The organism is Leptospira ainlahdjerensis (assembly GCF_016919175.1).
In the GTDB taxonomy this organism is placed as follows: Bacteria; Spirochaetota; Leptospiria; order Leptospirales; family Leptospiraceae; genus Leptospira; species Leptospira ainlahdjerensis.
The window spans coordinates 1-21,522 of the sequence record NZ_JAFFPU010000029.1 but is presented as its reverse complement, the minus strand read 5'-3'; the positions used below and the strand labels follow the sequence as shown (position 1 = coordinate 21,522).

At 43.7% G+C, this 21,522-nt stretch carries 22 protein-coding genes and 1 pseudogene; 2 read left to right on the top strand and 21 right to left on the bottom strand.

The window, feature by feature from the left end:
- From JWG45_RS07330 to JWG45_RS07260, 15 genes are all read right to left on the bottom strand, one after another.
- Complete coding sequence (locus JWG45_RS07330; protein ID WP_205279112.1) at positions 1–282, bottom strand: LA_1064 family peroxide-responsive upregulated protein; 282 nt, start codon at positions 280–282, stop codon at positions 1–3.
- Complete coding sequence (locus tag JWG45_RS07325) at positions 279–1,247, bottom strand: phage tail protein (RefSeq protein WP_205279111.1); 969 nt, start codon at positions 1,245–1,247, stop codon at positions 279–281. The genes JWG45_RS07330 and JWG45_RS07325 overlap by 4 nt, the downstream gene beginning before the upstream one ends.
- Positions 1,244–2,458: a baseplate J/gp47 family protein gene (locus JWG45_RS07320; protein WP_205279110.1), complete on the bottom strand. Its 1,215-nt coding sequence runs from the start codon at positions 2,456–2,458 to the stop codon at positions 1,244–1,246. Before JWG45_RS07320 ends, JWG45_RS07325 begins: the two co-directional genes overlap by 4 nt.
- Positions 2,458–2,802, bottom strand: a complete 345-nt coding sequence (locus JWG45_RS07315; RefSeq protein ID WP_205279109.1) for a GPW/gp25 family protein — start codon at positions 2,800–2,802, stop codon at positions 2,458–2,460. Before JWG45_RS07315 ends, JWG45_RS07320 begins: the two co-directional genes overlap by 1 nt.
- Entirely contained in the window at positions 2,799–3,482 is a 684-nt protein-coding gene (locus JWG45_RS07310; RefSeq protein WP_205279108.1) for a Gp138 family membrane-puncturing spike protein, read from the bottom strand. Before JWG45_RS07310 ends, JWG45_RS07315 begins: the two co-directional genes overlap by 4 nt.
- Positions 3,479–4,297: a phage protein gene (locus JWG45_RS07305; protein WP_205279107.1), complete on the bottom strand. Its 819-nt coding sequence runs from the start codon at positions 4,295–4,297 to the stop codon at positions 3,479–3,481. The genes JWG45_RS07310 and JWG45_RS07305 overlap by 4 nt, the downstream gene beginning before the upstream one ends.
- On the bottom strand, positions 4,294–4,632 hold the full coding sequence (locus JWG45_RS07300) for a phage baseplate plug family protein (protein WP_205279106.1): 339 nt from the start codon (positions 4,630–4,632) through the stop codon (positions 4,294–4,296). Before JWG45_RS07300 ends, JWG45_RS07305 begins: the two co-directional genes overlap by 4 nt.
- Positions 4,629–5,267 carry a phage baseplate protein gene (locus tag JWG45_RS07295; protein WP_205279105.1) on the bottom strand — a complete coding sequence of 213 codons (639 nt, stop codon included), beginning with the start codon at positions 5,265–5,267 and terminating at the stop codon, positions 4,629–4,631. Before JWG45_RS07295 ends, JWG45_RS07300 begins: the two co-directional genes overlap by 4 nt.
- On the bottom strand, positions 5,267–7,024 hold the full coding sequence (locus JWG45_RS07290; RefSeq protein ID WP_205279104.1) for an LIC12611 family phage tail protein: 1,758 nt from the start codon (positions 7,022–7,024) through the stop codon (positions 5,267–5,269). Before JWG45_RS07290 ends, JWG45_RS07295 begins: the two co-directional genes overlap by 1 nt.
- Before the next feature lie 42 nt (positions 7,025–7,066).
- Entirely contained in the window at positions 7,067–7,285 is a 219-nt protein-coding gene (locus JWG45_RS07285) for a hypothetical protein (protein ID WP_205279103.1), read from the bottom strand.
- A 43-nt stretch (positions 7,286–7,328) separates the two neighbouring features.
- Positions 7,329–7,718 carry an LIC_12613 family protein gene (locus tag JWG45_RS07280; RefSeq protein WP_205279102.1) on the bottom strand — a complete coding sequence of 130 codons (390 nt, stop codon included), beginning with the start codon at positions 7,716–7,718 and terminating at the stop codon, positions 7,329–7,331.
- Positions 7,715–8,125 (bottom strand): phage structural protein, encoded by a 411-nt coding sequence (locus tag JWG45_RS07275; RefSeq protein WP_205279101.1) that lies wholly within the window; start codon positions 8,123–8,125, stop codon positions 7,715–7,717. Before JWG45_RS07275 ends, JWG45_RS07280 begins: the two co-directional genes overlap by 4 nt.
- An 11-nt stretch (positions 8,126–8,136) precedes the next feature.
- Positions 8,137–9,516: a DUF3383 family protein gene (locus JWG45_RS07270; RefSeq protein WP_205279100.1), complete on the bottom strand. Its 1,380-nt coding sequence runs from the start codon at positions 9,514–9,516 to the stop codon at positions 8,137–8,139.
- The gene (locus JWG45_RS07265) at positions 9,513–10,037 is read right to left on the bottom strand and encodes a phage neck terminator protein (RefSeq protein ID WP_205279099.1); all 525 of its coding nucleotides are present in this window, start codon (positions 10,035–10,037) and stop codon (positions 9,513–9,515) included. Before JWG45_RS07265 ends, JWG45_RS07270 begins: the two co-directional genes overlap by 4 nt.
- Before the next feature lie 450 nt (positions 10,038–10,487).
- Positions 10,488–10,850 (bottom strand): DNA-binding protein, encoded by a 363-nt coding sequence (locus JWG45_RS07260; protein ID WP_205279098.1) that lies wholly within the window; start codon positions 10,848–10,850, stop codon positions 10,488–10,490.
- Between the two features lie 190 nt (positions 10,851–11,040).
- Here JWG45_RS07260 and JWG45_RS07255 point away from each other — a divergent pair, with 190 nt between their 5' ends.
- Positions 11,041–11,292 (top strand): hypothetical protein, encoded by a 252-nt coding sequence (locus JWG45_RS07255; RefSeq protein ID WP_205279097.1) that lies wholly within the window; start codon positions 11,041–11,043, stop codon positions 11,290–11,292.
- A 103-nt stretch (positions 11,293–11,395) separates the two neighbouring features.
- On the opposite strand, the gene greA is transcribed toward JWG45_RS07255, so the two are convergent.
- The 5 genes and pseudogenes from greA to JWG45_RS07230 form a co-directional block, all read right to left on the bottom strand.
- Positions 11,396–14,173 carry a transcription elongation factor GreA gene (gene greA, locus JWG45_RS07250; RefSeq protein ID WP_205279096.1) on the bottom strand — a complete coding sequence of 926 codons (2,778 nt, stop codon included), beginning with the start codon at positions 14,171–14,173 and terminating at the stop codon, positions 11,396–11,398.
- Positions 14,174–14,384: 211 nt separating this feature from the next.
- Positions 14,385–15,329, bottom strand: coding sequence for a flagellar filament outer layer protein FlaA1 (gene flaA1 / locus JWG45_RS07245; protein WP_205279095.1), 945 nt, complete (start codon positions 15,327–15,329; stop codon positions 14,385–14,387).
- 22 nt (positions 15,330–15,351) lie between these two features.
- Positions 15,352–16,071 carry a flagellar filament outer layer protein FlaA2 gene (flaA2, locus tag JWG45_RS07240; RefSeq protein WP_205279094.1) on the bottom strand — a complete coding sequence of 240 codons (720 nt, stop codon included), beginning with the start codon at positions 16,069–16,071 and terminating at the stop codon, positions 15,352–15,354.
- Positions 16,072–16,356: 285 nt separating this feature from the next.
- Positions 16,357–17,190 carry a hypothetical protein gene (locus JWG45_RS07235; protein ID WP_205279093.1) on the bottom strand — a complete coding sequence of 278 codons (834 nt, stop codon included), beginning with the start codon at positions 17,188–17,190 and terminating at the stop codon, positions 16,357–16,359.
- Positions 17,191–17,194: 4 nt separating this feature from the next.
- Positions 17,195–18,199 (bottom strand): annotated as a pseudogene (locus tag JWG45_RS07230) (LIC10775 family protein); the annotation flags it as partial.
- Between the two features lie 548 nt (positions 18,200–18,747).
- On the opposite strand from JWG45_RS07230, the gene JWG45_RS07225 reads away from it, so the two are divergent.
- Positions 18,748–20,352: a beta-propeller fold lactonase family protein gene (locus JWG45_RS07225; RefSeq protein ID WP_205279091.1), complete on the top strand. Its 1,605-nt coding sequence runs from the start codon at positions 18,748–18,750 to the stop codon at positions 20,350–20,352.
- 30 nt (positions 20,353–20,382) lie between these two features.
- Here JWG45_RS07225 and JWG45_RS07220 read toward each other — a convergent pair whose 3' ends face one another.
- Positions 20,383–21,114 (bottom strand): hypothetical protein, encoded by a 732-nt coding sequence (locus JWG45_RS07220; RefSeq protein WP_205279090.1) that lies wholly within the window; start codon positions 21,112–21,114, stop codon positions 20,383–20,385.
- Positions 21,115–21,522 lie beyond the last annotated feature (408 nt).

Sequence of the window (21,522 nt, the reverse complement as noted above, 5' to 3'; positions counted from 1 at the left end):
TTACCCCATTAGGTCTTGTTCTAATATAATAAATCTTTCATATATCTTAAACGCCTGTTCGATTGAAAAATAGGACTTCAACTGTTTTTTCATTTGTTTCATATCCAATTCTCGAATGAATTCAGTTTCCATATCCGATCCCGAACGTTTCCAACCTTTCTTCTCGCAGTATTGAAACAGTCCTTTCTGCGATCGAAAATTTCCAATCGGAACCAACTCGATTCTTATCTTATCCTTTCCGGCGATTTCGATGCTTGTTTCTCTTGCTAAGACCCAAATCATAAAAACTCCTCCCGGATTACGAATTCATAAAGAATCAAATTGTCCTTAGACTTCGCGGGAAACGACTTGAGAAAAAGAAGATTCCCTTCTTCGTCAAACAATCCGATCTCATCAACGTCATACCCGACCAATTCGGATTGTCTAATCGTGGTTTTAAAAATTCTCGAGCCGTCCAGATTGATTTGGATTTCGACCAGTTTTCGAAACACTTCGTTTTGTAATCCGGTGTCCTCCGGTTGTGGAGTCCTTAATTCTCCCAGACCGCTTGAGCCAAAGGCGATTTCATACGGGAGAATTTTGACATTCTCCCCTGATAGTAACGTCGAACCGTTCCAATCCCAAGTTCCGTCCATCACCAAAGGCCGCAATGCGGAACCATACAAACGACCGTCTAACGTAGAAATTTCAAATCGATAGCTGATAATCGATCGCACTCCTCCCGCTCGGATCTGAGAAATCGCCAAATTGAATTCCGGTGCCACGATCAATGAATCTACGTGACCATTGAAGATCACTCGAATTGTTGCCGGTCTTTTTGTACTGCCTGAAAGCGGATAATCGCCATTCAACGTAAGATTTCCATCCAAGAGCATCGGAACCCCTCCGTAACATAGCTCTCGAATTTCATATAACGTTCCCGTACCCGCAAGGATTTGAGTTCCGATTTCGTTCATCGAAAAGATATCACCTTTCGATTTTATTTTTTGTCTTGCAATCGCAAGGAATACCCGATATCTAAAATCGTCGGTTCCGTTTCTGGCTTGTTTTAGATTCTTTCCGATAAGGTCTAAAATCGCGCCGCTCTGATTTCTATAGTCGGAAATTCCTCGAATCCCTTCTAAGACCGTAAACGACTCGTTCAATAAATCCAATTCCGCCTGCCACTTCTTGCCAATGTTTGAATCAGGACCCTGATCGAAAAGAGAAGACGGATATTTCTTTAAGACATCTTCCACATGTGTCATACAAAATTCACCTGAATGTTAGCCGTTACCAACTTGGCACGTTGCCTGCTACTGATAACCAACGTGTCCAACAAAGCAGGATAAGAAAATCCGACCTTCGCGTTCATCGATTTGATACCGAGAACTTTCACGGAATCATATTCGCTCAAACCGCTTTGTGCTGCGATCAACTTCCACGCGAAAACATCAGCCCCAGTTCCATCTCCTTTGAATGCCGTTGAAATTGCGCCGATCGTGTCCACCCCGCCGATTACTTTTATACAATTCGTTTTGACTATCGACTCGGAACCGGGAACCCAAAGTCCCAAATCTTTTACGATATCGAGATTAACATAAACTAAAACATCCTCGGGGCGATTGAAGTAATAAGTCCTTGCTACGCCTTTATTGTCCAAGACGGTCGTCATCTCAGCGCCGAAAGCTTCAATACCACCGGGCCAATTTTTTAAGAAGAGATCTCCGATTTCCTCCGGGCTACCTCCTTCAATCACAGCCTCCATCGAATGAGGCGGCCTTCCGTCCTCGTCCATAAAATCGGATACGTTCTCATAAACGACCGCGTTCAGAATGGATTCCAAGTTATTCAGCGCACCTTGAACATTGGCCGCCGAAGAGCCTCCGTTTACGCCTTCTTGTATAAAACGATTTAGAAATTCATAATCTGTTTCGATCGATCTTCCGCCACGAGCCGGTTCCGGATTGGTTACGGAATCCACTCCGGAAACCGGCGTGTTGATCGTATCGATCGTATTTGCCAAAACGTTACCCGACACACCGTAGTCGATTTCCACGGCTTGTGCATTGACAAGAGTTGTCCCACCGGCGATGACGCCGGATTCGATCGTAATAAACAGAATACCAGAACCAGTCTGACAAATCACTCCGGCTGGGATCAACGCACCTTCAAGTCCTGAAAACGCAAGAGCGACAATAGAACGTTTGGCCGGCTGACGCTCGGAACCGAGCGGATTCAAAACCCGATCCAGGGAAACACCGGTTGCCGTATGCGCGAAATTGGAGTAAAAGACCGCTTCGGCAAGTTGGTGAATTTTATCGAGTTCATCGGCGAGAATTCTCATTCGAATTCCATCCTCGCTCACGATCGAAAGATCGATATCGTTCCCAAGACGTGTTTTATAATTTTCTTCCAGTTCGGCTATGATCTCATCCCTGGTTTTTCGAATAAAGCCTTGTTCAGTAACGCCAGACATTATAGTTCCTCCGCAATAATTCCGTAGATAGTAGTTGCAATAAATCGAATATTCATAATTCTTTTGTTCGAATCGTTTTCCAACAATTCGATGTTATTCACCGATACGGTTTCCGAATCCTTTTGGATGATTTTTTTTATTTCGATCAGGATTCTTTCTCTGGGAATTTTCGAGGAAAAGACGGTTTGCCAATCGATTCCGGTAAAAGGTTCGTAAACGGATTCGGAAAGCGAGAGCCTGATCGAATGTTTGATCCTTTGGGAATAACATTCCAAATCTTGAATAACGACCGGCTTTCCGTTAATACGAACTACATCCCCTTTTTCAATCTTTAATCCTTTCATCCTATTTTAACCTTACCTGACAAAATTTGTTCAACCTCTGCTTTCCTAAGATTCAACTGCGAGACGACTGAAGAAGCCAAACCCGCCGGAGTGCCTGGCGCCGTATTTGTCGTAAATACCGAAGAATTATTCACAAAAACGTCGATCAGAGATTTGATAAAATTGACCAATGTTTCGCCTAACACCGCATATTCGGAAAGATCGATCATACCTCCTTGGATTTTAATCGTATCGCCGTTTAGCTGTATCAAAGATTTCCCTTCCTTGTGTCCGATCAAAAGACCCGGTTGATTTGCAGCGAGCGCAGGCGTATCTCCGTTTCCTTTAAATCCCGTAACCACACAAGCGCTCTGAAGATCAAAAAGGGAATCGGATGCGAGCGAATCCGCACCGCGAATTGCACCGGAAATATCGTGTGTGGAAAAAGAAACCCAAACCTTATCTCCGCGTTTGTATTCGGGTTTGATAAAGAAGTCGCCGGCCCAAAGAGTTCCAACCCGAATACCGGATAAAACTGGAAACGGCCTTTCTTCTCCTGCACCGTCCTTTTTTTTAAAAGGAATTTTAACGTTAGCCGTCATCTCTCTTGGATTAAAGGATTCAATAATTCCGGGAAGACCGACCTGAACCTTAGACAAGTTATTTTGAATCGCTCCTAAGACCGCTTCGTCGAGTTTCATATAGGCAACACCTCCAATTCGGAATAACAGGAAGAATCAAAGGTTGAAAATTTATGTTTACCGGCAACAATTCGACAATCAGAATCGAGTCCCCCTCCTTTTACGGTTACGACAAGATTTTTCTTAAACTTATGCCTAAAAAGACTCGTAACCTTCCAGGTATTCTGCCCTTTTTCAGGAACTCCTATCAATCCGGAAGAATAGTCCAAAAAAATGACGCTGTTCTTTTTTGCAGGATCCCGTTTATCTAAATGGAAAAAACCGTCTTGGAACCAAAATTGAGATTTTGTCAAATTACAGAATCTTGAAATACAATCTCCGAGAGACGTATTGGCGCTAAAACTGATCGTTTTATTTTCTCCAAGAGTGATTTTTCCCGCTTTGATATTACCTTGTTTCAAAATATCTAATATAACTGTCTGAGCGGGAAGATTAGAATAAGTTTTCATAATATAAAATCCGGACCACGAGCCGACATTTCCACTGATCTTAAACTCGAGTTTTTTATTGGTACCGTCCTGTTTAAACTTGGGATCGATAACCTCTCCTGAGACGACGAGTCCGTTTTCATCCTTGTAACCGGCGCTCAAAAATGCCGTGGGATATTGGAATCCTTTTCCTTTCGATTTAGCGCCTATCAACTGCATACTGTCATCATTCACGTTATATAGCGTAACCTGAGTAAGATTCAGTTTATCCAATTCGGTTTCAAACTCGATGTGGAAAGGAGGATATTTGAATTCCTTACTTAAACCGGACTTTGGAAGAATTTCCAGTGATGCGACCCTGCCGAATAGTTTAGAATTTCCTATCATATTTCCCCTCCTAAATAGAGTTTTACTTGGTTGCCGAATGTTCGGACGTTCACGAGAATATCGACAAACTCGTCCTTGTAGTAGTCGTTCAAATCAAACGGTGTAATCCGAATCGTAATCGGAAAACCGTCCACGACGATATGGTTCAATGGAACACCGTAGATTAAACGAGAGGAAAAAAGAATTCGATCTTCCTGATCTCGAACTACAACCGTGATAAAATCTTCGAGTTTGTTTTGGGCAAACTCGAACTCGTATTCGTTATCGCCGATCGGATAGGTATAACGAATCGGGAATACATTCGGATCAACCGGTAGATAGCTAAACTCATTCATTGAAACATGGCCCCCAGCCAACTCGTCGATTTTGCGGGAGGCGGACTCCCGGCTTTTGTTTGTTTTTGCGGATTTTTTTTACCGGCAGATTTTGAACTTTTTAGCTCTCTGGTTTTCGCCTCCGCTATCATAACCGGAAACAAGGAAATGCCTACCGAAACATTGTCACCGTTTTCTTTAGTTTCTTGAATCGAAACGTCTCCCAGAAGTAAGTTTGGAATTTCATCCGTGGACTTGCCAAGATATCTGTTGTCAGGGTCGCTAGGTTCTACAAATCGAAAGAAGGAAGGAAGCATGGATAGAATGCGCCCGATGATTCCTCCGGTTCCGTATCCCAAAAGAGTGACTAACGTTCCATCCGATTGCCAGCGGACGAGAGTTTCTAACTTTTTATCCACCGTCGTATTCGTCAGAGAAAGCGCAGAAACCGAAGAGGATAAAATTGCGTTCAATTCGATTCCTCTTTTCCCCGGTATTACGTGATCCGTTATCGAAGTCATTCTTGCTTTTTTTTCTACAGTATGCTGTGTTACTTCGGCCGGATATGTGTATTGAACGTCGAGTGAAACGTTCAACTCGACTTCATCATCTCCGTCCGTTAGCGCGATCCGATCCCTTCCCGTTAAAATTCCCATTAAATTGCCTCCGGAGACAAACCGGATCCGAGTCCGATTTTTAGAGCGACCTTTTCCAATTCTTTTTCCAAATACTTCGCAAAGGATTGAGCTTCTTCTTTGGATGAACCAGAACCTAAATTAACTTCCGATATATTCACGACGATACTTCCGTTTCGAGAATTTGAACCCGAATGGCTCGGGAACAAAGAGGATCCCGACATCGAATTGGAAACTCCATTAGAATTATTTAAACTATTAATGCCTAAGGACGAGCCGGGGGTCATTGCGGTCAGAAAGGATTTGTGATCTCCTTTTAGATTCGCAAGAGCGTTTGCACCGCTCTTTCCCCCAGCCACTGCGGTATTCCCGAGCTGCGTCTGTTTTATATCAGCCCCCGTCCCGGCGGCCTCTTTGGATTCGCCCAAAAATTTACCGATGATGGAACTTCCCCCTTCCATCCAAGTAAGAAGATCTTGAACGAGAAGAATGATTCCGGCAATGACCGCAGCTACTGCGATCCCAATTGCGATAAACGGAATCCAAGGGGCAATCGCCGCCCATCCCGCCGCCGCCATCGAAAACAAAGCGGGAATCGCTGAGACCGCCATCCCAAGCAGCGAAGAAAGAGTCACTCCCGAAGCCAAAGCTATAGCAACTAACGCTCCGACGATAACGCTTCCGAGTATTACCATCGCGCTTTTTACTCGATTCATCGCGTTTTCGCCGACGGTGAAGTAATCGAATATATTGATGAATACGCTTAAGAACGGTTCCAATGCGTTTAAGATCAGATTTCCGAAAGTTTCTTTTAGGATGGTAACGAGCTTATCAACGCGCTCTATCGTAGCCGAGAATGTTTTAAGCTGGGAATCATACGCGCCTTGTAATGCGGTATTGTTTTGAAGTGCGGTTCCGATGAGCTTTTCTCTTTCTATCCGCTTAGCCGCGTCGGACAAACCGGAGCGATTGATATTTTCAAAATCCTCGGCGTAAGCTTCGAATAGTTTCCCGTTATGAGTAAAAAAATCCAACGAACCGTCTTTGATCGAAGACATAGCTTGGTTCATCGTAGTCGACATATCTGTCGAAGTTAGGGCTGCGACTTGTTGAAGTCCGGCCATATTCTCGGAAATAAAAGCGATCGAATTTCCAGATTTGATAGCATCGTTCGCGAACTTTAGAAGATCTCCCTCGCTTACAAGTCCTTTCGAACTTTTCAGAGTTGCATCGATAGACGATTTGAGTTTTGGATACTCGGAACCGGAAATATTTTTCAACGTTGTATTCTGTTTCTCTAATGCGATACCCACTTCGAATGCAGAACCGACAAATGATCGAAACACGGCTAACCCGATCGTAGCCATTGATTTAAATGCGGAGGAAAGAAAAGTCGAAACTCGAGTTGAAATTCCGAGTTGAAAGTTCAACTTCGAGACTTCCTTTTCGGACAATCCGGAAGTCCTTGCAAGATTGGAGAATCCTTTCTCCAATTCGACATTTCCCCTCGTATTAGAATACAAACTCCGAATCGCATTCTCGGTTAAACCGATCTTACTTGAGAATCGAGTCAATACAGGCGCATCCTTAAAAGTTTCCTGAATCGCGCCTCCAAAATTCTGAAATGCTCTCATCCCGGATTTGGAGAAAATAAAAGTGAAGTCCGAAAAGTTTTCGAGTAGAAACTGAAGTTCCTCTAACTCTTTTCGAACTTCCAAAAAAGGATCGGCAGGATTTAGATCCAATTTGATCGTTGTGTTCAATTCTTTTGATGCCATAGTCTCTCTATTTCCAAACCTTACCTTATTCTAATTAAATTCTCAAAAACCCGACCCTCGAATCAGCTTCGCTAAAAACTTCAACTCTTCGGTCTTTTCTTCGGCTTCTCTTTTTTTTCTCCGATCGACTACTTCCATCATTTTAATGTAGAGTACGGCGGACGCATTTTCGAGTTCTCGCTGCGAAAAATGTGCCGCGCCGAGGATGAAGGGTTTCCATATAAAAAGTTCCTTTTCAACTTCCTCATCGATCCACTTCATCCATGCTTCTTCGGAGGGTATCTCGCCGAAATCGGGGAATCGACTATTCCAACTCCCACTTAAGAAATCGGTTCGCTATCTGAAGCCACACCTCCACGTGATTCGGTTCAATCGTGTCTAACGTAGGTTCGAAACTATGACCGACTCCTTTCACACAAAACTTAAAGAACTTATCTAGAAGTTTGTCTTGGTTGAGTCCTTCCGTTAGGGAAATCGACTCTTGTCTCCAACGAAGAGCCTTACGATTCCCCGGATGTTGAAGTTTGTACTTCCGTCCGTCCACGAAATGAATCTGCGCGACTCTTGCGTCGTCATCCACTGTCTCCAAAATAGGTTCGCTCGGAGACGAAGAGGTGTCGGATCCAACTGCCGAACGTTTAGCCGATACACGCTCTTTATTCGCAGATTCGATTTCTGTATTTTCGTTTGTCATGCTGTGAGAACTCCTTTGTAATCGGGAAGAAGAAAGACCCATGCACGGTCTTTGTATTCTTTTCCTTTTTCAATGTTCGGCCTTTCCCAAACTCTACCCTGAGCGGAGAAACCAAGCATTCCACCGTCGCTCTTATCCTTAACCGTGAACACACAAGGAAGTCTTCCCTCTCCCATCGCGTAAAAGAATTCATTCTCCGGAGAATCTCCAAGAAGTGTGATAGTCAGTTTCACCCTTCCGTCATACACCTCGGAGATGTTCCAATCTCCTTTGATGCCGACTTGAGACAGGATGTATTCTTTTGTTACAGGTTCGATTTTAAAGAACCCGTCCGCTTGACTCATCCCGGATACGTCGCGTCCGTTGCAGTTAACGTTTAATTTTTTTGGATCCCAAATTCCATTCATTCCAATGCTCCTTAGGTTAGTTCGCCGTCGATATCCACTTCGTTGATCGCTCCTCTCAAACGGCATGAGAAGGTGATGTTCGGAAGGATTCGATTGTTTCGATCGTTGGTTGGGATTTCATCAATCGTTTCAGGCAAGTTGATTTTGTATTGATAGTCTCCGAGATCGGATCTGGTTTTATCTGCTTCGGTTTCAACCGGAGCTATGATACCTTGAACACCCGCTTGAACAAAAACCTCGCGCATCCTTGCTTCGATCATTTGAATTCCTTGTATCGTGTAAGGCACGACGTCGGAATTTAGAAAAAGACTTGTGATATTCTCCCTCAAACGAGCTTTTAACCAGGCCCGATTTTCGACCACGTCCGCATAAACTTGTCCTGTAGAAATTCCAGGAAAAGGAACTTGTTTACCGCCGAAGTCTACGATCAAGTTGCCGTTCTCGGAAAAGATAGAACTGACTTGAGAGTTGCCGTATCCGGAGTTAACAACACCATCTAACGGGAGATAGGCGTAGTTGTAAGAACCGACTCTACGGGGAGCCGAGTTTCCAACCCAAGCCGCTTCTGGAAAAGAATCCGGATTCTTATGAAGAATGAAATATTCCCAGATAGAATTTCTTCCGGTCAGAACGCTGACATCGTCCGTGCAGGCAAAAAACATTTTTTCTATGGAAGCAAGATAGTCGCCTAACGCATGTAATTCGGTCTTGTCGTGTGTGGTTGCGATAGTTTTAAACCAAGCGTCTTTTCCTCCACTTCTTAGCGTCGAAATTTCAGTCGATGCGTTCGACCAGGAAGTCAACAAGAATACGGCTACGGTCTTTGGTCTTGGCGCTTGTCTAAAAGCGTTTGCCGCCTGAATGTATTCCTTATCCAAAGAGGTAAATCCGAGCCCCAAAAGATCGTCCGCCGAAGTAATCTCCATATAACGTTCGTAAGCCAACGGAGTTTGAACAAAAGAGGAGACGATACCGGAACCCGACTCTGCGACTTCGATTATTTCCACGATCTTGCTCGCTCCTGCGACGTTAGCGACGGCTTCCGCTGCGAGTTTGATCTGATGAGCCGTAGAAGTAGGAATCCCGGAGGAATCAGTGGCAACGTTAACCGTAATCACGTAAGGATCGATTTCGGTTCCTGTTCCAACGCGAACTACGCTGAGGGCCGTGCTGTTTCCAGAAACGACGTATTTCAATTGGATAAAAACAACTCCAGGAGTTGCCGATTTCCAAACGAGTCCCGAAGCATTGTTCGAAACTTGTAGAAAGTAGGTAGGAGCCTTGATTCCAAGAATCAAAGGTAATCCAAACCCCATTTGAGAGACCGGTGTATTTCTAAGAAATAGATTGATACTGATCGGTTCTATTTTTGAGATTGTCTGTGCGCTCATGTTTCCTCCTGAAATTCAACCGTTGGTGCGCTCGCAGTTGATTCGCCTTGTTTTTCACCGTATTTCCTCGATTTGAAAAAGAGCTCGAACCCGGCTTTGTATTCGTAAACGCCCGCATCCGTCAAAACGGTTCTATCAAGAACGTTAGCCGAAATCACATCCGGTGTTACTCCGAGATTTTCGCATTCGATCAATCCTTCCAAAGAATCGAACCAATCCATCGCCTTTTCGCAAAGATCCCAGCACGAAGCGATGGAACTATCGTGCAAAAAGGAAACTTCGATTCTAGTTCTTTGATTTTTACGACTGATCTCTTTAAAACTATCCGAATCGATTTTTTGAATCCATCTGGATGCGCTCTTAGAAAAATCCTGAATCATTTCGAGGACTTTATAGGTGCCGTACGGGTAAACGGGAGAAGTCACGATTTGGTCCGCCAAAATCATAGGAATCGGAGGATCTGGTTTTAAAACTTCCAAGATCATCTTATTCATTACGGATTCTATATCTTCAAATTTCATAAAATACGAATACTTCCTTGTAAAAGCGGAAAAACCAAACCGGCTCATCCCATTCACTGCGGTGAGTTTACAACGGATTGGAAAACGAATCTACGTCTGGAATGAACGGGAAAGGACGGGATTTCCTATCGGTCCCAAAAAACACGATATCTTGATTTAAAATCTAAGAATTCTTAAGAACAAAATTCTGAAAAAAATCTAAAAAGAAAGGATAAGAGGAAGAAGAGATACGAAGCGCGGAGGTCAAAAATTGATGAATCAATAAACCGTATAGAAACAGGAATGATTCATAATAAGATATAGGAATTAAATCTGAAAATATTGAGAACGAATTCTAAAACAAATTAGATCGTCGAAACGAGGTTTTACTTTTGCCTATCAAGGCTCGACGAACAAATCAATAAAAACCGTAAATGGAAATCGTTTGTAAAATAAAAAAATAGATAAGATCTAAACATCCTCTTCGATTTCCACAAAATGATTTCTAAAAAATTCTTCTACGCCGATCCTGGAATACAAAACGCTTCCGTCTCGAAGCCTCCAAAACTTCCCGAGCAAACCTTCCCTTCTATAATCTCCGACCCTTCGGATGGTTCTTTTCAGAAGAGCCGCAACTTCCTTTGGAGTCATCGTATCTTTTGGATCCTTTGGAACCGCGGGATCGGAAGGAAGACCTTTTAAAACTCTGCCCGATCTTAAATCTTGGTTCAAAGTGGTTTTATAAAGGGACCCATCCTGAGCATAACCGGCAATCGTTCGGGTTTTTGTTTCCGAAAGATTTTTTTGATCTTTGTTGTTCCGTTTTTGAAGCATGAGCCAAACGAAAGACTGAGTTCTATATTGTCAAGTCGGAACGTATATTCAAAGTTTTGAAAGGACTCTTCCAATCAAAATCGAACGTAATAGGGACCAGGATAAAGAAAAATAACTCTCGATTCGTTTTTGTCCGGGGTGTCGGTTAATATCGATTTTAGAAAAAGATCGTATCAGGAGAATACAAACAATGGCGAACACCACCAAACGAAATCGGATCCGAATTCGATTTCTCTGCGATCAAGTGGGAAGTCTCAAAGAAAAGGGTTTAAACCCGGTCTCGACGTTTGATCGATGTTGGGAAAAAATTCCGGATGCATTGATTCAAAAACTGAACGCGGAAGAATTATCGCTCTATATCCAGAGACATCTTCTTCCGAACGAAATCCTGAATGCAAAGTTGGAAAAAGAAAAGAACGAATACGATTCCAAATCCGCGTAAGTTTTGCGAACACGATCGGAACTTGTTTTGCAAATGGAACAAAAAAAATCCCGAATTGCGGCTGCAACCCGGGATTTTCACATTCAAAAAAGAGAATGTCTTTTTAATCTTCTTGGTTAAGGTTCGATCGTCCGATGTCTAGGACGGTAAACTTGGTTTCCGCACCGGTGAGGTTTAGAACCGCAGAATCTCCGACCTTTTTGTTAAGAAGCGATTTTGCCAACGGAGACTGATAACTGATGATATGTTTTTCAGTGTCCGCATCCCAAGCTCCGAGAATCGAGTAAGTCACAATTTCTCCCGTGGATTCGTTTTTCATCTTAACGGTAGCGCCGATATTAATCTTATCGGTTTTGACGTTGGTAAGATCCAAGATGATCGCGCTCTTAATCTCGGCTTCCAGTCTTTTGATCGCGGCTTGCAGCTGAACCTGTTTCTCCATAGCGGCCTTGTATTCCGCGTTTTCTCGCAAGTCGCCTCGTTCCTGAGCCTCGCCGATATCTTTGGAGTTTTCAGGCATTTCCACATTGAGTAGATGTTCGAATTCGTCTTTCTTGCGATTGAGCGCCCGTCTTGTAACCAGAATCGCACCTTCCGGAATTCTGTTGAGAATATCGTCGTCTTCTTCGTCTTCATCCTCGTCTTCTTCCCAAGCGACGTCGGGTTTCAACTCGATGATCAGAGCGTAGAGACGATCCTTTTCTAGATCGGTAAAGTATGGGACTTCTTTGTAAAGAGCGAAAAGTTTGCGGATGTATTCGGAATCCCCCGCGTGAATCGCTTCCTTGAGAACTTCGTCTTCGTTTCCGTGTAGGATTTCCTTACACGCATTCTTGAGTTTGGTTCCTTTGTCTTCGATCTTCGCGAGAGGTTTGAACATACGGAAAACTCTGAGAATGAGTTCCAGACGTTCTTCTTGTTTGGACGCCGCCAGCCACTCTCCTTCCCAAACTTTGGTAAGAATCGATTTTGCGATCCAGATAAAAACTTCCGGAACTTCTTTCGCTCTCGCGGCCGCCGATTTGATAAACGCATTCAGAAGGTCGAATTTTCCTTCTTCTTCCAGAATGGAGAAAACGTATTTGTTAACCTTGATCGGAACTTCAAAAAGAATTCCCGTAAGAATTTCATCCGGGTTTTTTGCGTGTTTGCGAAGAAGATTCACATAACCTTTTTTGATCTCGACGTTTCCGATCTTCGTGGAAATTTCAACGAGTGCGCTCGTAGGTAACGATTTTATGAGTTCCGCGATTTTTGCTTCGGTTAAATGACGGGGAATTTCCTCGTCTCCGAGTTCTTCCGATGCCGCTTCTAAATATAAATAAGCCACCAGTTTACGAACCGGATCCGCCGCTTCTTCTTCCTCGAAATAAAAGTGATTGAATGCTTCGATCGCGCCTTCCGCGTCCTCGCGGTTGTCCAGAGCTTCCATCGCGATGTCCAACTTTTTGTTAACATCCGCTTGATGAATGAATTTTTCGGAAAGTTCTTCGGAAAGAGAAATCGCTTTCTCTCTGTAGACGAGTTCGTCCTTTTTCTTTGGATCAAAACCGATGTTCGGTTCTTTTTTGATTACGTTCTTTGCTTTGTTCCACCACTTTGACCATTCCGCCAAGGGTAAGAATTTTCCGGAGACTTCCGATTTGATGTCTGCGGTCACCATTCTGTTGTCGAAGGAAGTTAAGAGTTCTTTGAAAAAATCCGGAATATTATTTTTAAAAAGATCCACGATCTCTTCTTTGTTTTCGTAAAACTTCACCCAGATATGATCCTTTTTCAGAGGTTTTAAACTCGTGATCGCCATCTGAATGGAAAGTTTGTGATCCTTCTTATCTTTAAAATCGACGAAGATAGAATCTCCGTTAGGCGAAATCGACGTGATCTTACCTACTCCCCAGTTTCTATGAAGAACATAGTTATTGGTGTCGAATACGATGTTTCTTTCGAAGTTCGCGATACAGACCTTGATCGGTTTACGATTGTTTCCGATCTCGGACATTTTAAGAAAATCTTCCAAGAGAGAATGATTTGCATACTTCGCTTTGTAGGCGCGGATGAGTTCGTTTCTTGCTTTGTTGGAAGACGCCTCGTGTTCGAGAATTTTCTTTAAAAGATAGACTACCTTGTCCCAATCCTCGAGTTGTTTATAGGGTTCCACGATCGGATAGAGATAACCGACGAGTCTCGTCCGTTCTCTGTGACCGAGCATGATCCTTTCGATTCTTTCAAAAAATTGAATGTCTTCGTGGTTGTTCGAAACGATGATCGGCCAAATTTCCTCCAGCTGAGGATAGTCTTTTGTTTTCGCAAAAGTTTCGATCGCTTGTTTGAGATATGTGATCGCTCTTTCTTTGTTCTCATCCAAGATCGAAAGGGCGTATTTTTTTAGAATTTCAGGATTCTTACGATCGTGTTTCGCAAGTTTTTCAAGAACGACTTTGAGTTCTTTATTCTTCTTTAATTTTTCCAGGGCTTCCGCTTTGTATTTCAAAGCAAGTCTTTGGTCCCCGTATTTTAGAATTTGATCGGTAATGTGCTCGATGATCGCCCATTTACCCGCAACTTTAAAGGATTCTAATAGATTTTTTAATAAACCGGAGTCGCTGATCTCTCCTCTCTCCAAGGAAAGAATTCCAAGTAGATAACGCGCGGAAATACTATCCTCGTGTTCTGCAAGATACTCTTCTATTTTTTGTTTTGCTTCGTCTATTTTTCCGGCGGACTTGTAAAATTCGATGAGATCGTCGAAAATCTTGAACTTGGAAGCTGGAATTGAATTCGCATCCGTGCGAACATAGATTTCTTCATTGAAAAGAGATGTCAGCTTATCCAGATCGCTGGCCGGTCTGGATTCCGTAGTTGCTGATATTTCGTTAGACATAGGATACTCCACCGATTGAGTCTCGGCTTGATGAAAATTGGGACGTTTGGGGTAAAATTCCTCTCTGACAGCCCTGTATTTATCAATTATAGCTGAGTTGGCTTATCCGTAAACCAGAATTTAAAGAGAGGGGGATTTCCCGGTAAAGCCTTCGTTTGGGCCCTACCGAGATAGGAAAACGGGATTTTAGAACATCCCGTTGATGAAAGTTTTATTTATTTGCGTTAGAGCCGCCGCATTCCTTTTCCACTTTTGTCTTGAGCATCTTGTCAAGTTTGTGTTTGCTCTTGCAGTCTTCGTCGTCGAAATCGATCGAAGCTCCGTCAAAGTGAACTTCAAAGACGTCGGAAAGAACTCGGAGTTCGTCAAAGAAAAGATAAACAGTTTCACCGCTTGTATCCGGACGAGAACGAATCTTAAACTGTTTGAAAACGATCGTCTTCACCTGAGGATAAGAATTCACGTCTTGCGGAACTCCTTGGGGAATAGAAACCGTAAGCGGTCTCCATCCGATAAAGTCCAGGGATCCGAATTGGAGAATGTGAGTATCTCCTTTCCAGTCTTCAATCCAACCTTCGAGATTGTATTCGTTTCCTCTTCCGCACACCCAAACCGAGATCGCTTTACTGACCCCGGGAAATTCCACACCGTAGATTTTGGAAATTTTCCTTTGGTTGTTTGCATCCAGATAAGCTTTTGTACGAAGAACTTCATATTCGGGAACTCTTGGAGGACGAACGGTAACCGCGTTCTCACCCGGAAAGGTAAATTGAAATTTTACCCCGAGAACCTTAGCAGTTCCGGAATCCACATTCTTGATGTCTCCGGGTTTTCCGGAGATCAGCTTGACCTCTCTCAAAGATTGAGCGTTTTGCGCGGTCGGTGAATACTGAACTTGCTGTCCGTTCTGAGGTTGTTGTGTATCCTTGTCCGTCGCAACTTCCCAGCCGTAAGCCGCGGAAGGAGCCGGGTTATCCCAAGACTCCACCGTGATGGAACGAAGTTCCATTCCACTCACGTCGATCCCGGTCGCGGTATCGATACCACGTTTGCCTTTGATGATATTTTGTCCGTTTACGAATCCCAGAAGAATTATTCCCCCAAGAATCGCCACGAGAGCTGTTGTAATTTTGAACGAGTTCATGAACCTTCCCATGCCTGCTTCCTTTCTTTGAAGATTACCAGTTATCTTTAATTTCAGATCCGGGATACTTCGCATCCGATTTATCGGCACGAATTTCCAAATCATCCACATAAAAGTAGAATTGTCCGCCCACTTCGTGAACGTCGCTTACCGCGAACAAGGAAACGAAGTGAAGATTCTTATCAAGAAGAGCGAATCTTGTGCTTTGAGGAACGTAACCCGGTATCGTTGCGGTCAGTTTTCTCCAACCGAAATAATCCAATCTTCCCAAACGGACGTTATGAGTGTTTCCTCTATAATCTCTCAATTTAACAAAGAGAGTGTGACGGAATTTTCTTCCGAGGGCCCAAATCGAAAGCTGGCGAGCTTTTCCTTTCACCACATACTCGTGAGGAGGAAACACTTCCACTCTGTCAAAACCTCGATTTGTATAATGAGTTTTGATTCCGAGGATGTGGTTCTTTTCGATCTGATCTCCGCCGTTATCGGGAACCGTATTCTCGTCGAATACGTCTCTCATCAAACCGCGTTGAACCATTTTGAGAACCTTGGTTTCTCCCAGAGGAGTCGTGGATTTCGCTCTCCAGTCTTCGGCCTCTTCGAAATTCTCGAGAATGAGTTTCTCAAGAGGGTCCGGGGCCGCGCCTGTTTGCTGATTTCCACCAGCCTGATTGTTACCGGTTTGCTGGCTATAGACACCTGGTACAGCAAGAATGCAGAGCAGTCCGGCAAGTAAGATGATCTTCTTCCTCATGAGAATTTCTCCTGGTTACAAAATACAAAAATAAAAAATCGTTTAGAGACTTAGGTCCGATTCTTTTAACCGCTTCACGATCCAAAAAGAAAGAGAAGCGCCGAGGCATCCCGAGGATCCGAATCGCCTTTATATTCCATTCTTTGAATTCATCCAAAGGTATCACGGAAGAAAGGGAAAATCTGATTCTACTACCCGTCTCTGTATAAATATCGGAAGATAAAGGATCAAAATTAGCAAACGAAAAAGTTTTTTAGGGAATTGAAGATTTTTTTCTTTGTCCTTTCATTTTCCCTTCCCGAAGTATCTGCCCAGAAATATGCAGACAAACCAGGAATAATTCAGAAAAAAAAGCCCCGAAAGTCCGTAAAGTCCGGTCCGAATCAGCCTTTTCTCAGGGTTTGCGATGCGCCGAAATAGGATCGGAGCTTCTGCGATCGGAAACTTATAGATCTTTCCGGCTTCTTGCACCGCGAGTTTATAGTAGGCGTATAAGGAATGGTTTTTGAGATTTTCTCCCCAAAAATGCACGGAATCTCCCCAGTCGCAGTTCGGAAGTTCCATCCTTTCACAAGCAACCCAAACGTAGATCGGATCCCCCTCCTTCCAAGTCTTGGAAACGAGCGGAGCCACGTGAAAGTAGATCGTCTTCGTAGGTTTAGGCGATGAGGTATCCTTGCCGGTTTTTGCGGATCTCGACGAGACATAGTTGGTGAGAATTTTGACATCGCGAAAGACCAGAATTCTTTCGTTTTCTAAATTGCCGTTTTCGATCAGGTTTGTATTTCGTCCGATCGAAATTCTTAAAAAAAATCCTACACTCTGGCTGATATAAAGCGAAGAAACTCCCGCGGAAAGAAGACTTAAAAAAAAAGCGACGAACAATAAATTTCCGAAACGGGAACTCAAACGGATCACGAGAAATAGAAGCGGAAGAAATAAAAAAAGGAGCAAGGCCGCCGTTACCAATACGGATCCGTAAATTCCAAGAGGAATAAAAAGAAGAGCCATTCCATCCACAAAACAAAGGCCAACAAAAAGAAGTTTCCAATCAGAATTTTGCGAAGGAGGACCTGGCGGCGGAGTTCTGTCTCCGATTTTTACCAATGCTAAAATCATATCTTCATTCTACGGTTAACTTTTGATTCAATTGCGACCAGAGTTGTCTGATCGGATCGATCTGTTTCTCGGGGCCCGAGATCGAAAACAAAAGCCCTCGATTCTCCCGTAAATAATATTTTTCCAAGATAACCATAGGAACTTGTCTTCCGTCGATGTGAATCCAGTTGAACCGGGTTACATAGGCGTCGTCCTCTTTTTTTCTTCGAAGATTCATCTCTCGGATCGTTCGAGGATTGATTCCTCGTTTGAGATCCCAGAGTTGGAAATAATTTTTTGAGGTGTAGACCGCGGCGACCGGATGATAGGAAAGTCCGATCGTAAAAAGGATTCGATCCGGTTTGAATTCAAGAAATTTTTGAGACTGGGATTGATAGACCTTTTCCCATTCCCCCAAATCGAGATCAGTAGATACGGTTTTATAAAATCTACGAACCTTCCAAATATGATCCTCCTCTTCTCCGCTTTCGGAAGAATCCGGTTCCGGAAAATAATGTTTCCAATCCGCAGTCGTCTCCAGAGAAAATCGAAAGGGAGCGCTTTCAATTTTTAGAATATTCTTTCTGGAACAGCCGTAAGGATCTGTGAGATCGGAGACTTCTTTGTTTTTGTGAGCCATGTGTTTCATCAAACGGCTCAATTCTTCCGTCGCGGTTTGATATCCTTCGGGAACCAACTTTCCGAATTGAATCCGATAACAAAGTCCGATCCCTTTTAATAAACGAATTGCGGAATACGGTTCCCCGTATCGCGCCAATGCCTCGGCTTCGCTTCTGTGAACGTCGAGCTCGGAGACGTCCGGAAAAACTTCCTTGTAATCCCGATCGATCAAAAACTCCACTCTTCCGTCTTTATAAAATTTGTAGTTCCTTCCTTGAAGATCCGTCTTCCATACAAAATGCACGTCGGCTCGAAAGAGTTTCATTACTTTGTTGTGTAGTATTTCCTCTTTTTTCTCTTGATCTTCATACCAAGATCCGCGAAGCAAAGGATCCGTCTGAGACCTTATGGATAGGTTTCCGAAGAAGAGGAGAAAAAGAAGAAGTTGTTTCAAAACCGGCGCCACGAGTGAAGGTGTTTCATTCTCTTTCTTTTTAGTCATTCAACTTTCTTCCACAAATAAGATTCAACGCAACTTTGGATTCTTCCCCGGAAGAAACGGTTTGATTTCGAAATTCGACTTTCGAGCTCCAAAAAAAGTCCCTTATACGCGAAAGTTTTAAAATAGATCCTCCATCCTTCAAAGGGGAAATCCTTTCCGATCGTTCCCTCGATGACATCTTCGAAAAAGGAAGACGAACGTAATTCGAGTTTGTTTCCGTTTGAATTTCGAACGACCCCATTTTGAAAAAACCTCCCGGCCCAAAAGACATAACCGAATTTTGACCTGAAATTTTCCGGGAAACTGAAACTTTATACAAAACGGTCGGTGGATCAAAAACAAATTAGAATTTCCTAATTTTCTTTGGAGATTCCATTTATAAGTTACGATTTTTTGCACCTTCCTCAAAACCCCGATCCTCTTGACAGAGGGTTTTTCTATTTCAAGTCTGAGACATGGAAAGAATTTATTGTCCTATTCCAAGAGGCGGATTTAAGTCGGTTTGGAAACGATCCTTTTTTGTTTTGAGCGAAGAAGTTTGTAAAAAGTCCTCGTTCTTAGGTTTGTCTTTGTGTTCGATTTTTCTCCTTTTATCTCTGATCCATTGCCAACCATTGCCGTCTCAAAATACGTGCGATCCGTTTCACAAAGACTTCAATACGATCTTTTTAATCAAGGCTTCCCTCAACGATAAAAGTGCGACCTGCGGATTCCGAAACAAGGTCAGCGCGAATCTAAAAGTGAAGGATCTTTTTCCCGCGGAAGGAACCTCTTCCGTTTCCAGGGGAGGCAATATTCAATTTTCATTCAGCGAGTCGATGGACACAAGCAGCCTTACAATTCAGAGCAGTCCTGGAGTTTGTTCCGGTTCGATTCAACTCAGTACGGATAACTTCAGCTCTTGCGAAGGCGCGTCCCTCGACGTGAGCGAAAATCCGAGGATCCAAATTCTACCAAAGAAACTTTTTAAAGGTGGAACGAATTACAAGATTCGGATTACGAACGATGTTTACAATTCTTCCGGAGAAAACATGGTCGATACGTTTACTTCCGAGACTGGTTTTTATACAAGGGGTTACTGGGCTTATGCAACCAATCCTACTACCGGTGATATCTGGATGTTTACGATCGATCCGGCCACGGGGGTTCTGATCAACAACAGTCCCGCAACAATTCCTTCGGCGCCGGGTGCGATCTCGCTCGCGATCCATCCTTCGGGAAAATTTCTCTACTGCGCCAATCAATCCTCAGGTTCGATTTATTATTATTCGATCGATCCTGCCACCGGTAACTTAACCAGCGTCAATGGAATCGGTGCGGCAAACGCCACAAGTTTCAAAATTCATCCTTCCGGAAATTTTGCGTTCGCGGTTGCGGCCTCTCCTACGAACGAAATTTACCAATACAGGATCGATCCAAACACGGGCACGTTGACTCCGAACACGATTGCACAAATTTCTACGATCGGTGATCCGAGAGACATTACGATCGACCCGACGGGTAAATACGCTTTTGTTCCTTTGTTCGCAAGCGGGAATATCAATGGTTATTCGATCGATTCCGTCGGACTTTTAAATCCGATCGCCATCACACCGGGAGGCTCAAATCCGGTCGGAATCAATATGGATCCGTCCGGTAAATTTCTCTATTGGGTCAATTCCAACGGTAATTCGGTAAGTATTTTTAGTATGGATTCGACCGGTTTACTGAGTTTGGCGGGGGGGTTTTTGACGGGAACAACTCCGTGGAGCATCCACTTTGATCCGCTCGGCCGTTTCGCTTATGTGGCAAACAGCGCTTCCGCTAGCACTAACGTAAGTATTGGAATTCTAAATCCGGTGACGGGTCTTTTGACTCCGGTCGGAGGCCCTTTGATGGCAAGCCAAGGTACGAGGAATTTTATCGTCGATCCAAGCGGAAAATACGCCTACTCTACCGAATCTACCGGGAATACGGTTTACATGTATAAGATCGTAGATTCGAACGGTAATCTAAGCTACAATACCCCCGCATTTACCGGGGTCGGCGTCCCCGGAGGGTACGCGATCGAAATCTATTGAAGTATTTTAGAATATTCTAAAATTAGAATTTTATTTCATACTCTTAAATCGTTTTACGATTTCGGCAGAGAATTCCCGAATCGCCTTCTCTTTGCTTTCGGCGACGATCGAGTATTCGTCGATCCATCCGTACGGTCTTGTCGAGGATGAAGAGGCTTCCGATTCCGTCGTGAGATAAAGATATTCGTTTCTTACGTCCCAGAGCGTTCCTTCCAATGTGAATGTGGATTCTCCATAAGATCCGGGAACTAGCCAAATACCGACGATCGTCGCATAGAGAAGACTGAGAATGTTCGGTTTTTGTGCGTAACGCGGGGTCGCCTTTATCACCAAGACCGCGTCGGCTCCGTAACGAGAAGCGAGAATCCGAATCTTTTTGATTCCATCCAAGGTTCTGGTTCTGTTCGGATAGTGATTTCGAAAGCCGCTTTCGTATTTTTCTGAATCCAAGTCGTAAACGGAGGCAGAAATGAGAAACATTTGAGAGACGATTTTTTCCGCCTTTAAAACTTCTTCGCTATTTAGAATCGCGGTTTTATCCTTTGCGTCGATTCTGTATTTGTATCCTTCCGGATCCAGAAAATACACTCCAACTCGAAATGGAAATCGGAGTTGGGGTTTGAGGGAGAGATAGTGTTTGATTTCCTCGGAATCGATCACGATTTTACTCGGATTCACTTCCGGTAAAGGGCCGCGATCGTAACCGGTGCTCGAACATCCGATACTCAATGATAAATATAGAATCCAGAAGCTCTTTTTCATTCGATTTGACTCTCCCTTTTCTTGCGAAGTTGGTCTTTTTTAGGAGTTCCTACGTTTCTTGTAAAAACAAAAACGGTGGAGTTCCCACATTGTTTTGTCGGAGCAAGCCTTCGTGGAGTTCCCACATTGTTTTGTCGGAGCAAGCCTTCGTGGAGTTCCCACATTGTTTTGTCGGAGCAAGTGTTCGTGGAGTTCCCACATTGTTTTGTCGGAGCAAGTGTTCGTGGAGTTCCCACATTGTTTTGTCGGAGCAAGTGTTCGTGGAGTTCCCACATTGTTTTGTCGGAGCAAGTGTTCGTGGAGTTCCCACATTGTTTTGTCGGAGCAAGTGTTCGTGGAGTTCCCACATTGTTTTGTCGGAGCAAGTGTTCGTGGAGTTCCCACATTGTTTTGTCGGAGCAAGTGTTC

Coding starts and splice junctions, on each gene's coding strand:
- JWG45_RS07330 (WP_205279112.1), bottom strand. CDS start 282: ATGATTTGGGTCTTAGCAAGAGAAACAAGCATCGAAATCGCCGGAAAG.
- JWG45_RS07325 (WP_205279111.1), bottom strand. CDS start 1,247: ATGACACATGTGGAAGATGTCTTAAAGAAATATCCGTCTTCTCTTTTC.
- JWG45_RS07320 (WP_205279110.1), bottom strand. CDS start 2,458: ATGTCTGGCGTTACTGAACAAGGCTTTATTCGAAAAACCAGGGATGAG.
- JWG45_RS07315 (WP_205279109.1), bottom strand. CDS start 2,802: ATGAAAGGATTAAAGATTGAAAAAGGGGATGTAGTTCGTATTAACGGA.
- JWG45_RS07310 (WP_205279108.1), bottom strand. CDS start 3,482: ATGAAACTCGACGAAGCGGTCTTAGGAGCGATTCAAAATAACTTGTCT.
- JWG45_RS07305 (WP_205279107.1), bottom strand. CDS start 4,297: ATGATAGGAAATTCTAAACTATTCGGCAGGGTCGCATCACTGGAAATT.
- JWG45_RS07300 (WP_205279106.1), bottom strand. CDS start 4,632: ATGAATGAGTTTAGCTATCTACCGGTTGATCCGAATGTATTCCCGATT.
- JWG45_RS07295 (WP_205279105.1), bottom strand. CDS start 5,267: ATGGGAATTTTAACGGGAAGGGATCGGATCGCGCTAACGGACGGAGAT.
- JWG45_RS07290 (WP_205279104.1), bottom strand. CDS start 7,024: ATGGCATCAAAAGAATTGAACACAACGATCAAATTGGATCTAAATCCT.
- JWG45_RS07285 (WP_205279103.1), bottom strand. CDS start 7,285: ATGAAGTGGATCGATGAGGAAGTTGAAAAGGAACTTTTTATATGGAAA.
- JWG45_RS07280 (WP_205279102.1), bottom strand. CDS start 7,718: ATGACAAACGAAAATACAGAAATCGAATCTGCGAATAAAGAGCGTGTA.
- JWG45_RS07275 (WP_205279101.1), bottom strand. CDS start 8,125: ATGAATGGAATTTGGGATCCAAAAAAATTAAACGTTAACTGCAACGGA.
- JWG45_RS07270 (WP_205279100.1), bottom strand. CDS start 9,516: ATGAGCGCACAGACAATCTCAAAAATAGAACCGATCAGTATCAATCTA.
- JWG45_RS07265 (WP_205279099.1), bottom strand. CDS start 10,037: ATGAAATTTGAAGATATAGAATCCGTAATGAATAAGATGATCTTGGAA.
- JWG45_RS07260 (WP_205279098.1), bottom strand. CDS start 10,850: ATGCTTCAAAAACGGAACAACAAAGATCAAAAAAATCTTTCGGAAACA.
- JWG45_RS07255 (WP_205279097.1), top strand. CDS start 11,041: ATGGCGAACACCACCAAACGAAATCGGATCCGAATTCGATTTCTCTGC.
- greA (WP_205279096.1), bottom strand. CDS start 14,173: ATGTCTAACGAAATATCAGCAACTACGGAATCCAGACCGGCCAGCGAT.
- flaA1 (WP_205279095.1), bottom strand. CDS start 15,329: ATGGGAAGGTTCATGAACTCGTTCAAAATTACAACAGCTCTCGTGGCG.
- flaA2 (WP_205279094.1), bottom strand. CDS start 16,071: ATGAGGAAGAAGATCATCTTACTTGCCGGACTGCTCTGCATTCTTGCT.
- JWG45_RS07235 (WP_205279093.1), bottom strand. CDS start 17,190: ATGATTTTAGCATTGGTAAAAATCGGAGACAGAACTCCGCCGCCAGGT.
- JWG45_RS07225 (WP_205279091.1), top strand. CDS start 18,748: ATGGAAAGAATTTATTGTCCTATTCCAAGAGGCGGATTTAAGTCGGTT.
- JWG45_RS07220 (WP_205279090.1), bottom strand. CDS start 21,114: ATGAAAAAGAGCTTCTGGATTCTATATTTATCATTGAGTATCGGATGT.